The 11,778-nt window shown below is 72.9% G+C and carries 8 protein-coding genes; 4 read left to right on the forward strand and 4 right to left on the reverse strand.

The features are described 5' to 3' along the window. Positions 1-316 precede the first annotated feature (316 nt). Together IEZ04_RS09795 and IEZ04_RS09800 are read left to right on the forward strand one after the other, a co-directional pair. The gene (locus IEZ04_RS09795; protein ID WP_229820921.1) at positions 317-4,600 is read left to right on the forward strand and encodes a HAMP domain-containing hybrid sensor histidine kinase/response regulator; all 4,284 of its coding nucleotides are present in this window, start codon (positions 317-319) and stop codon (positions 4,598-4,600) included. A gap of 88 nt (positions 4,601-4,688) precedes the next feature. Beyond that, complete coding sequence (locus IEZ04_RS09800) at positions 4,689-7,196, forward strand: SpoIIE family protein phosphatase (RefSeq protein ID WP_189216336.1); 2,508 nt, start codon at positions 4,689-4,691, stop codon at positions 7,194-7,196. Between the two features lie 33 nt (positions 7,197-7,229). Here the strand turns inward: IEZ04_RS09800 and IEZ04_RS09805 are convergent, their stop codons facing one another. Then, entirely contained in the window at positions 7,230-7,379 is a 150-nt protein-coding gene (locus IEZ04_RS09805; RefSeq protein ID WP_189216337.1) for a hypothetical protein, read from the reverse strand. A gap of 166 nt (positions 7,380-7,545) precedes the next feature. Between IEZ04_RS09805 and IEZ04_RS09810 the strand changes: the two genes are divergently transcribed. Both IEZ04_RS09810 and IEZ04_RS09815 read left to right on the forward strand, forming a co-directional pair. Then, positions 7,546-8,292 carry a class I SAM-dependent DNA methyltransferase gene (locus IEZ04_RS09810; protein WP_189216338.1) on the forward strand — a complete coding sequence of 249 codons (747 nt, stop codon included), beginning with the start codon at positions 7,546-7,548 and terminating at the stop codon, positions 8,290-8,292. Positions 8,293-8,405: 113 nt separating this feature from the next. Beyond that, the gene (locus IEZ04_RS09815) at positions 8,406-8,561 is read left to right on the forward strand and encodes a hypothetical protein (RefSeq protein WP_189216339.1); all 156 of its coding nucleotides are present in this window, start codon (positions 8,406-8,408) and stop codon (positions 8,559-8,561) included. A gap of 86 nt (positions 8,562-8,647) precedes the next feature. Here IEZ04_RS09815 and IEZ04_RS09820 read toward each other — a convergent pair whose 3' ends face one another. Genes IEZ04_RS09820 through IEZ04_RS09830 form a run of 3 tightly spaced genes read right to left on the reverse strand, consistent with a single transcriptional unit; the run spans position 8,648 to position 11,762 of the window. Beyond that, a complete protein-coding gene (locus tag IEZ04_RS09820; RefSeq protein WP_189216642.1) occupies positions 8,648-9,532 on the reverse strand; it encodes an STM4011 family radical SAM protein in 885 nt (294 codons plus the stop codon). Between the two features lie 44 nt (positions 9,533-9,576). Next, positions 9,577-10,959 (reverse strand): STM4012 family radical SAM protein, encoded by a 1,383-nt coding sequence (locus tag IEZ04_RS09825; protein ID WP_189216340.1) that lies wholly within the window; start codon positions 10,957-10,959, stop codon positions 9,577-9,579. After that, the gene (locus tag IEZ04_RS09830) at positions 10,956-11,762 is read right to left on the reverse strand and encodes an STM4013/SEN3800 family hydrolase (protein ID WP_189216643.1); all 807 of its coding nucleotides are present in this window, start codon (positions 11,760-11,762) and stop codon (positions 10,956-10,958) included. Before IEZ04_RS09830 ends, IEZ04_RS09825 begins: the two co-directional genes overlap by 4 nt. Positions 11,763-11,778: the final 16 nt, after the last annotated feature.

The following is an 11,778-nucleotide window of genomic DNA, read 5'->3' on the forward strand; positions in this document are numbered from 1 at the left end:
CTTTTACGGATGCCAGCCCTCGTTCGGGGGACGTGCCGACGGTCGTTCTCACGGTGGCCGGAAACCCCGGACCGGCTCGCGTTGTTCCCGGCCCGTCGACCGTGATCGTTCTTGTGCGCGTGTGCCGCCGACCGTGGACGGCCGACGTATTTTGTCGGTGTACAAAGCGCTGGTTGACGGGGCTTCGGGCAAGTCCCGGCGGGGGATGGCGGATGATGAGGGGGACGCGTCGCCCGACACCCCGTCCGGAGGTCCGGCCGGGCGAGTGGCGTGTCCGGGCGGGCGCCGATGGGGACGCCCGGGGGAGAGGGAGACCATGGACGAGGCGGGAATGGCGATCAAGGAACCGGGCACCGAGCCCGGTGGGCCGGAGCTGCGGCAGCTGCTGGCCGGGCTGACGGCGGTACGGGACGGTGACTTCGGGACCAGGCTGCCGGAAGAGGCGGGCGGACTGCTCGGCGAGATCGCCTCCGTGTTCAACGGCATGGTCGACCAGCTGTCCCTGTTCACCTCCGAGGTGACCCGGGTGGCGCGCGAGGTCGGCACCGAGGGCACCCTCGGCGGTCAGGCCAAGGTACCGGGTGTGTCCGGCAGTTGGGCGGATCTGACCGATTCCGTCAACGCCATGGCGGGCAACCTGACGACCCAGGTCCGGGACATCGCCCAGGTGGCCACGGCGGTCGCCAAGGGTGACCTGTCGCAGAAGATCGACGTGGACGCCCGGGGCGAGATCCTGGAGCTGAAGAACACCATCAACACGATGGTGGACCAGCTGTCGGCGTTCGCGGACGAGGTCACGCGGGTGGCCCGTGAGGTCGGCACGGACGGGCGCCTCGGCGGCCAGGCCGACGTCAAGGGCGTCCGGGGCACCTGGCGCGACCTCACGGACTCCGTGAACTTCATGGCGGGCAACCTCACCGCACAGGTCCGGTCCATCGCCCAGGTGGCCACGGCGGTCGCCAAGGGCGATCTCTCGCAGAAGATCACCGTGGACGCCCGGGGCGAGATCCTGGAGCTGAAGAACACCATCAACACGATGGTCGACCAGCTGTCGGCGTTCGCGGACGAGGTCACGCGGGTGGCCCGTGAGGTCGGCACGGACGGGCGCCTCGGCGGCCAGGCCGACGTCAAGGGCGTCTCGGGCACCTGGAAGGCGCTGACCGAGTCCGTCAACGTCATGGCCGACAACCTGACCGCCCAGGTCCGCGCCATAGCCGAGGTGACCACGGCCGTGGCCCAGGGCGACCTGTCGCAGAAGATCCGCGTGGACGCCCGGGGCGAGATCCTGGAGCTGAAGGAGACCATCAACACGATGGTCGACCAGCTCTCGTCCTTCGCCGACGAGGTCACCCGCGTCTCCCGCGAGGTCGGCACCGAGGGCAACCTCGGCGGCCAGGCCACCGTGCGCGGGGTGTCGGGCACCTGGAAGAACCTCACCGACAACGTCAACCTGATGGCGTCCAACCTGACCGGGCAGGTGCGCTCCATCGCCCAGGTCGCCACCGCCGTGGCCCGTGGCGACCTCTCCCAGAAGATCACTGTGGAGGCCAAGGGCGAGGTCGCTGCCCTGGCCGGGACGATCAACACGATGGTCGACACCCTGTCCGCCTTCGCCGACGAGGTCACCCGCGTGGCCCGTGAGGTGGGCACCGAGGGCAGGCTCGGCGGCCAGGCGCACGTGCCGCACGTCGCCGGCACCTGGAAGGACCTCACCGACAACGTCAACTCGATGGCGAACAACCTGACCGGCCAGGTCCGCAACATCGCCCTCGTCACCACCGCCGTCGCCAACGGCGACCTGTCGAAGAAGATCGACGTGGACGCCCGGGGCGAGATCCTGGAGCTCAAGACCACCATCAACACCATGGTCGACCAGCTGTCCTCGTTCGCCGCCGAGGTCACGCGCGTCGCCCGCGAGGTGGGCAGCGAGGGCCGGCTCGGCGGACAGGCCGAGGTCGAGGGCGTCTCCGGTACCTGGAAGCGGCTCACCGAGAACGTCAACGAACTGGCCGGCAACCTGACCCGCCAGGTCCGCGCGATCGCCGAGGTGACCAGCGCCGTCGCGGAGGGCGACCTCACCCGGTCGATCAACGTGGACGCCTCCGGCGAGGTCGCCGAGCTCAAGGACAACATCAACGCGATGGTGGAGTCCCTGCGCGAGACCACCCGGGCCAACCAGGAGCAGGACTGGCTGAAGTCCAACCTGGCCCGCATCTCCTCGCTGATGCAGGGCCACCGCGACCTCGACGTCGTCGCCGAACTCATCATGGACGAGCTGACCCCGCTGGTCTCCGCCCAGTTCGGCGGCTTCTACCTGGCGGAGGAGTCGGCGGACGGCGTCCACCTGCGGCTCATCGGCTCCTACGGCCGCCCCGCCCACGACCCGGGCCGGGACGGGCGCATCCCGCTCGGCCACACCCTCGTCGGCCAGGCCGCGCGCAGCCGCCGTACCATCACCGTCGACGAACTGCCCGAGGGGTACGTCACCATCTCCTCCGGGCTCGGCCAGGCGGCGCCGACCGCGCTCGTGGTCCTGCCGATCACCGTCGAGGGACACGTCCTCGGCGTGATCGAACTGGCCTCGGTCACCCGCTTCACCCAGATCCACCAGGACTTCCTGGGCCAGCTCACCGAGACCATCGGCGTCAACGTCAACACCATCCTCGCCAACGCCCGTACCGACGAGCTGCTCGGCGAGTCCCAGCGGCTCGCCGGAGAACTCCGGGTCCGTTCCGAGGAGTTGCAGGCCCGTCAGGAGGAGCTGCAGCGGTCCAACGCGGAACTGGAGGAGAAGGCCACCCTGCTGGCCACCCAGAACCGGGACATCGAGGCGAAGAACCTGGAGATCGAGCAGGCCCGGCAGGAGCTGGAGGACCGCGCCCAGCAGCTGTCCCTCGCCTCCAAGTACAAGTCCGAGTTCCTGGCCAACATGAGCCACGAGCTGCGCACCCCGCTCAACAGCCTGCTCATCCTCGCCCAGCTGCTCGCCCAGAACCCCTCGCGCAACCTCACGCCCAAGCAGGTGGAGTACGCGGGCATCATCCACTCCGCCGGCTCGGACCTGCTCCAGCTGATCAACGACATCCTCGACCTGTCCAAGGTCGAGGCGGGGAAGATGGACATCGCCCCCGAACGCGTCCCGATGCGCCGTCTGCTCGACTACGTCGAGGCGACGTTCCGCCCGATGACCACGCAGAAGAGCCTGTCCTTCACCGTCACCACCGCCGCGGGCGCGCCCGTCGACCTGGTCACCGACGACGCACGCCTGCGCCAGGTGCTGCGCAACCTGCTCTCCAACGCCGTGAAGTTCACCGAGCGCGGCGGCGTGGAGCTGCGCATCGAGCCCGCCGCCGACAGCGAGGTGCCGAGCCACGTGCTCCGTGGCGGGCCCGTGGTGGCGTTCCGGGTCAGGGACACCGGCATCGGCATCCCCGAGCAGCAGCTCGAGACGATCTTCGGTGCCTTCCAGCAGGCGGACGGCACCACCAGCCGCAAGTACGGCGGCACGGGCCTCGGGCTGTCCATCACCCGGGAGATCGCCCATCTGCTGGGCGGGGCGGTCGCCGTCGACAGCACCCCGGGCCAGGGCAGCACCTTCACTCTCTACCTGCCGGTGGCCCGCACCGACTTCCAGGAGGTCGCCACCGTCCCGCAGGCGGCGGCCGAGCCGCGCGGGGGCGGCGAGTCGCCCGTCCTGCCCGCGGGCGGACGGCCGGAACCCGCGCCCGCGGCCCCGGAGGCCCATCCGCGACGGCTCCTGGTCGTCGAGGAACGGGTGCGCGGACTGCTCTCCGTCGTCGCCGAGAGCGCCGTCGCCGACCTGGACCGCAGCCGGGCCATGCGGGACCCGCAGGACGCCGTGGAGATCATCACCGCCATGAGCGCCCAGGAGGCGGCCTCCGCGCTCGCCGCCCGCCCGTGCCACTGCGTCGTCCTCAGCCTGGACCTGCCCGACGGCGAGGGCATGCGGCTGCTGGAGGCCGTGGACGGCGACGCCGCGCTGGCCACCGTCCCGGTGCTCGTCCACAACAACCACCGGCTGCCCGCCGCCCAGGAGGACGCGCTGCGGGCCCGCGCCGAGAACCGGCCGCTGGAGATGCTGTCCAGCCTGGACGAGCTGCGCGAACGCATCGCCCTGCACCTGTCCGCCGAACAGCCCGGCGACGTGGTCCCGCTGGTGCGGATCGAGGAGAGCGTCAGCACGGCGCCCGAGCCCGACGGCGCCCTGGCCGGACGGACGGTGCTCGTCGTCGACGACGACGCCCGCAACCTGTTCGCGCTCAGCGGCATCCTCGAGATGCACGGCCTGCGCGTGCTGCACGCGGAGAACGGCCGCAAGAGCATCGAGGTCCTCACCGAGCACCCCGACATCGCCCTGGTGCTGATGGACGTGATGATGCCCGAGATGGACGGGTACGCGGCCACCGCCGAGATCAGAAGAATGCCGCGCTACCGGGACCTGCCGATCATCGCGGTCACGGCCAAGGCGATGCCCGGGGACCGGGAGAAGAGCCTGGCGTCGGGCTCCAGTGACTACGTCACCAAGCCGGTCGACGCCAACGACCTCATCGCCTGCGTACGGCGCTGGCTGGCGCCGTGACACCGGCGGAGCCGGCGACACCGGCGCCCGCAGGCCCTCCCCTCCCGTCCCGCGCACACCGTGCGTGTCAGAAGGAGCGTGCGCATCCGTGAGCATCCGCGACCTGCCCGGTGACGCCACCCGGGACGACGAGCCGTGGCGGCTTCCCGCCACGGCGGACGGACCACCGTCCGCGCCCTCCACGGCGCACGCCGCCGGGCCGTCCGAGGACCCTGCGCCCGCCGCGGCGTCCGGCGCGCGCGGCGGTGCCCCGGCGACCACCCCCGTCGGGCGGCTCGCCGCGACGGTCGAGCGGCTGCGCGCCGAGGTGCAGGCCGCGCACGCCGCGGCCGACGGGCGCGCGCTCATCGAGCTCGCCAAGGGCATGCTGGTGGAGCGCCTGAGCTGCGGACCGACCGAGGCCGCCCGGCAGCTCGCCGCGCTCGCCGACCAGGCGGGCGTCACCCCGCTGGAGCTGGCCGCCGACATCGTCAACCAGGTGGTCCGCGACCGCCTGACCGAAGCCGCGGTCGACTTCGCCACGGCCGTCGGCGCCGACGCCCGGGCCACCGCGCCGGAGGCCGCCTCCGCCGCCGTACGGCTGCGCACGGCGGAGAGCAGCGCGCTCGCCGCCGAGGACCCGCAGGCCGTCGCCGACTCCCTCCTGGAACACGCGCTGAGGCCCCTCGGGGCGAGCGGCGTCGCCGTCTGGGTGGCCGGCGCCGACGGCTCCCTGACGCTGGCGGGCAGCGCCGGCTTCCCGACCGGGGAGGCGGAGCGCTGGCGCTACGTCCCGCCGGGCGTCGCGACCGTCGCCCGCTGCGCCCTCACCGAGCGCGAACCGGAGTGGATCGAGTCGCTGGCCGCCCGCGGGCTGCCCTCCATCGGCCGCACCCACCACCCCGAGGGCGGCCGGGTCGCGGTGCCCGCCGGGGTCGGCGGGCGCATCCACGGCGTCCTGGAGATCTGCTGGCCGACCCCGCTGCCCGCCCAGCCGCCCGCAGTCGTCCGGCAGATCGACGCCCTCGCGGAGCTGTGCGCGCACACCCTGGAGATCCACTCCGACGCCGCCTCCGGCTCGTCCGGGAACTCCCCGACGCGGTCGGGCCTGGCCGAACTGGTCGACCTGGCCGACGGCCTGTACGACCCGGCGCTCGTCCTCGTGCCCCAGGTGGACGCCGACGGGCACCTCGCCGACTTCCGCATCCACCACGTCAACCACCGCTTCCGCGACCCCGCGGGCCGCCCCCGCAGCGCCGTCAACGGCGCGCTGCTGCTGGAGGCGTACCCCATGGCGGTCGACCAGAGCGACCTGTTCCAGCACGTGGAGCGGGTCTACGCGACGGGCGAGCCGTTCCGGGGCAGCCGGATGACGCTCACCGCCCTGGTGGACCAGGTGCCGCTGTCGTCCGTCGCCGAGGTCAGCATCATGCGGCACGGCGACAGCGTGCTGCTGATCTGGCGGATAGAGGACGAGGCCGCGCGGCTCGCGAACCTCCTCCAGCACGCCCAGCGCCTCGGCCGCATCGGCGGCTTCGAGGAGAACTTCGTCACCGCCGAGATCACCTGGAACAGCCAGCTCTTCGCCCTCTACGGCAGGGACGAGGCCGCCGGTCCCGTCCCCGTCGAGCAGTTGCGGGACCACACCCACCCGGACGACGCGGTCGTCATCGGCCGTTTCCTGCGGACCGTCCTGCACCACCGCAAACCGGCGTCGGCCGCGTTCCGGCTGCGCCGCCGCGACGGCGTGACCCGGCACATCCGGGTGGTGGCCGAGCCGGTCGTGGACATCGACGACACCCTGCTCGCCGTGCGCGGCGCGTACCAGGACGTGTCGGCGCAGCACTGGACCGAGGTCGCTCTCGCCGCCACCCGGGACCAGCTCGCCCAGACCGAGCAGGAGTCCGCGGAGCGCAACCGGCTGGCGCTCCAGCTCCAGCAGGCCATCATGCCGGTGACCGCGGCCCCGCCGGACGTGCCGGGGCTGCGCACCGCGGTGCGCTACCGGCCCGCCGAGACCGAGAACCTGGTGGGCGGGGACTGGTACGACGCGGTCGTGCTGCCCTCGAAGCAGGTGCTGCTGAGCGTCGGCGACGTCGCCGGGCACGGCATCGAGGCGGCCACCAGCATGGTCGTCCTGCGCAACGCGCTGCGGGGCCTCGCCGTCACCGGGGCGGGCCCGGCGCAGCTGCTGTCCTGGCTGAACAACGTGGCCCACCACCTGACCAACTCGGTGACCGCCACCGCGATATGCGCCCTGTACGACCCCTCCAGCCGGGTTCTGCGCTGGGCCCGCGCGGGCCATCTGCCGCCCGTCCTGGTGCGCGAGGGACAGGCGGCGACCCTGCCCATGCTGAAGGGACTGCTGCTCGGCGCCGTTCCCGACGTCTCCTACGAGGAGGCCGAGGTGCGGCTGGACATCGCCGACACCCTGCTGATGTACACGGACGGACTGGTGGAGCGCAGGGACCGCTCCATGGAGGAGTCCCTGCACCACCTGGTGATGACGGCGGCCACCTCGAGAACCAGCCTCGAACAGCGGCTCGACCACCTGCTCACGTACAGCAGGTCCGACACGGACGACGACACCTGCATCATCAGCATCGAGGTCATGTGAGCCGCCGGCCGACGCGCGTGTTCCGCCGCCCTGTCAGCGGCGGGGGGTGCGCAGCCTTCCCAGCAGCCGCTGCGCCTGCGCGCGGCGGCGGGGGTCGGCGGCGGCGCGCCGCACCTGGTCCATGGTGCGGCGGCCCTGCGGGCTGCCGGCGAACCTCTTGATCCGGTCGACGATTCCGGCCACGGCGTTCCTCCTGGGCTTCCGGGATGCGGGTCGGGTCACTGCTGTCGTTGCTCGACTACCCCGCGAAGTCCCGGCCCACCGGCTTTCCCGGTCATTTCGTGCGGCGGCGGAAGGCCAAGGGAAATCCGTGTGCGCCGGGCGGCTCCCGGAAGGTACGGTCCCCGGCATGCCTGATGGAGACGGTTACTTCGGAGAGGACGTCGCGGCCCGTTACGACGAGTCGTCGGCGGACATGTTCCGGCCGGAGGCGGTGGACCCCGCGGTCGACCTGCTGGCCGGGCTCGCCGGTGACGGCCGGGCGCTCGAGTTCGCCGTCGGCACCGGCAGGATCGCGCTGCCGCTGGCCGGGCGCGGGGTTCCCGTGCACGGCATCGACATGTCCCGCGCCATGGTCGCCAGGCTGCGGGCCAAGCCGGGCGGTGCCGCGATCGGCGTGACGATCGGCGACTTCGCGACCACGCGGGTGCCGGGCGAGTTCGCCGTCGCCTACCTCGTCTTCAACACGATCAACAACCTGACCACGCAGGACGCCCAGGTGGACTGCTTCCGCAACGCCGCCGCCCACCTGCGGCCCGGCGGCTGCTTCGTCGTCGAGGTGGGGGTGCCCGAGCTGCGGCGCCTGCCGCCCGGGCAGAGCGCCGTCCCGTTCACCATCAGCTCCACCGAGTGGGCGTTCGACACGTACGACGTCGTCACCCAGGCGATGAGCTCGAACTACGTGACGATCGTCGACGGGCGTGCCCGGCACTGGTCCATCCCGTTCCGGTACGTGTGGCCGGCGGAGCTGGACCTGATGGCGCGGCTGGCCGGGCTGCGGCTGCGCGACCGGTGGGAGACCTGGACGCGGGAGCCGTTCACCGCCGAGAGCCGCGGTCACGTCTCCGTCTGGGAGAAGCCCGCCGCCTCGGCATGACCGGGCATGACCGGGCATGACCCAGGCATGGAACGCGTCACGGCTGGTACGCGAGGGGGGAGCGTCGCCGACGAGGCGACCGGACCACGACACGCGACACGAGGAGGCCGACGATGACCACGCCCGAGGAGAGCGCGGGGAAGACGCCGAAGACCGACCAGGTGATCAAGAACCCGGAGCGGTCCACCACCGAGACGCCGCGCACGGTCGACGCGGGCCGGCGGGAGGGCGACGACCGTGACGAGGAGAAGCCGGACCCCTCGGCGTAGCGACCGACCCGGTGGACGGGCCGCGGGGAACCGGTTCCCCGCGGCCCGTCCCGTGCCGACCGCCGACGCCTCATGTCACCGGCATCTCATGCCATCGGCGTGACCGGGCGCGGGACGCGTTCCAGGACGCCGCCCGCGAAGACGTCGTACAGCGGCAGCGTCTCCAGGTGCACGTACCCGATGTGGCAGTCGCAGACGGCCAGCGGGCACGGGCGCGGGGCGAGGGCCGCGCGGTAGGAGCCGTCGTACAGGTTCCCCAGTTCGGCGGGGACGAAGTGGCAGCGCCGGACGGTTCCCTCGCCGTCGACGGAGACGACGGACTCCCCGGTCCGGCACGGCATCCCGGCGGAGCGGTGCGGATGGCGGCTGTAGGGGAAGAGCGGGTCGAGATCCGTCCACGGGGCGGCCTGCTCGTCGGTGTACGTGTGTCCCTCGGCGGCGTTGACCCACAGGTACACGTGCTCCGGCAGCTCCGCGCGCAGCCGCCGCGCGTGCTCCAGGTGCTCGGGCAGGCCCACCATGCCGACGCTGAACCGGACACCGAGCTCCGCCAACCGGCGGGTCCTGCCGAGGAAGCGGTCGTACGGGGTCTGCCCGGGGTGGTACGTGCACCACAGCGCCAGCGTGTCCAGGTCGGCCCCCTCCAGCCAGTCGGTGCGGCAGCTCAGGTTGGTCTGGATGGCCACCCGGTCGATGTGCGCCTCGTGCGAGAGGTCCACCAGCGCCCGCCGGTACCAGGAGCGCACCAGCCCCTCGCCCCAGGGGGTGAAGAGCACCGACAGCCGGTGGTCCGCCTCGTCGCGGGCCCAGGCCGTGAACCGGTCGAGGGCCGCGCGGTCGGCGCGCAGCTGTGCCGTGGAGTCGCGGCGCTTGGCGAAGGGGCAGTAGGGGCAGTCGTAGTCGCAGGAGGCGAGGGGCCCCCGGTACAGGATCGTCAGAGCCGTCGTCCGGTCCGTCGTCCGGTCCGTCATGCGGTCCGCCGTCCGGTGCGTCGTCGCGTCGGTCACGGCAGCCGTCACTTCGCCTCGTACGCGGCCATCGCGGCCCGTACGGCGGGGGAGAAGAAGTCGGGGCCGATGGCGTCGGAGTGGGCCAGTCCCTCGGCGGTCAGCCGCAGCCGCCCGGAGTCCCGGTCGTCCGGCTCCGCCAGCCAGCCGCGCCCGGCCAGGGTCGCGAGCTCCGCCGGGAAGTCGTCGTACGGCCCGGAGCCGAAGCGCCGCCGGTAGTCGGCCACCGGGAGTCCCTCCGCCTGGAGCAGGGACTGCAGCAGGTGCCGGCGCCTGGCCTCGTCCCCGTCGACCGCGCGGCCGTGCACGGCCCGGGAGAAGTCCTCGGTGACCGTGTACGCGTCGATGAGGGAGCGGACCTCGGACATGCCCACCGCGTAGTCGAACGAGTAGTGCAGCGTCGACGTGTACGAGCGGGCGCCGCAGCCCAGGCCGATCATGCCGTCGGTCTGGCAGGCGTAGTCGTCCGGGCCCTGCGGCGGGGCGTCCGCGCGGCGGAACATGCGCATCGAGACCTGCTCGTAGCCGTGCGCGAGCAGATGGTCGCGGCCCTCGCGGTACCGGCGCAGCCGCTGCTCGTCCCACTCGCGGTCGGCGGCCTCCGGAGCGGCCCCGGCGCGGCGGCGGCCCAGGCCCGTCAGCGGCCGGACGTACAGGGGGTAGAGGTAGATCTCCTCCGGCCGCCAGGCGAGGGCCGCGTCCAGCGACAGCCGCCAACTGGCCGCCGTCTGCCCGTCGATGCCGTAGATGAGGTCGATGTTGAGGACCGGGATGCCCGCCTCGCGGACGCGTGCGAGGGCCGCCTCCACGTCGGCGCGCCGCTGGGGCCGTACGGCGGCCCGCGCCTCCGCCTCGACGAAGCTCTGCACGCCGAGGCTGAGCCGCGTGGTGCCCCGCTCGGCCAGGACGGCGAGCCGGTCGGCCGTCGCCGTGGCGGGCGAGGCCTCCACGGAGAGCGGGATCGCCCGCAGGTCCGCGCCCATGTGCCGCTCGGCGATGTCGCACAGCCGCGCCAGCTCGCCGGCCTCCAGGAAGGTCGGCGTGCCGCCACCGAACGCGGCGTTCGCGAAGCGCACCGGCTCGCCGTCGCCGAGCGCCTCGCGGACGGCGACCGCCTGCCGTTCCAGGGCGTCCAGGTAGCGGCGGGTCAGGTCGCCGGGGGCGCCGATCCGCGTGAACAGGTTGCAGAAGCCGCAGCGCACCTCGCAGAACGGTATGTGCGCGTAGAGGGACAGGGCCTGTCTGCCCTCTCCGGTCCACAGGTCCGCGAGCCGGGGCGCGGGCTCCAGGGGCCGGTACGCCGTCTTGTGCGGGTAGGCGTAGACGTAGTGCTGGTACGGGCGGGGCGGCCGCGTCCCGGCGGACGGGTCGGTGAGGGCGGGGGCGGTCATGCGGACGGCTCCAGGAAGAAGTGGGCGTAGGGGACGGTCCACACGGCCTCGTGGCCGAGGCGGTGCCCCGTGTATCCGTCGTCTCCGTACGTGGTCCCGTGGTCGGAGCAGACGACGGCGAAGCAGCGGCGGCGCGAGCTCATCGCGGCGAACAGCCGCCCGACGTGCCGGTCGACGTACGTGAGCGCCGCCGCGTGGGTCTCGATGCTGTCGCCCGCCTCGCGGGTCGCGCCCGGCAGGTGGAACCAGTTGGGCTGGTGCAGCGCGGAGGCGTTGAGGAACAGGAACAGCCGCTGTCCGGCGGGCAGTCCGGCGACGACCCGCTCGGCGCACGCCACCTGCTCCTCGAAGGAGGTCGGGGACGCGACGGAGAACTCCGGGGCCCAGTGGCTCTCCTGGAACAGTCCCGGCAGCACGCTGCCGAGCGCACCCTGCTTGTTGAAGAAGCCGACGCCCCCGACGCACACCGTGCGGTAGCCGCGCCCGGCGAGCGCCGACACCAGGTCGGGCGTGTCGAAGACGAAGGTGCGGCCCGCGGTGGTCTCGCTGCCGGCGAACCGGCCCGCGAACAGCCGGGGGTGCGGTCCGGGCGCGGCGGGCGTCGGCAGGAAACCCGCGAAGATCGCCTGGTGGGAGGCGTAGGTGAAGTTCCCGGGGGCGTGCCGCTTCTCCCAGGTGCCGCCCGGCAGGTGCGCGGCCAGGTTCGGCAGCCGGCCGGCCGCGGCCAGCTCCGCCGCGACGTCGTACCGGAGGGTGTCGAGGGTGAGCAGGAGCAGGTCGTCGCGGCCCACCACCTCGTTCATGTCGGGGTCCGGCGGT

Origin of the sequence: Streptomyces ruber (genome assembly GCF_014648075.1) — a bacterium.
GTDB classification, from domain to species: domain Bacteria; phylum Actinomycetota; class Actinomycetes; order Streptomycetales; family Streptomycetaceae; genus Streptomyces; species Streptomyces ruber.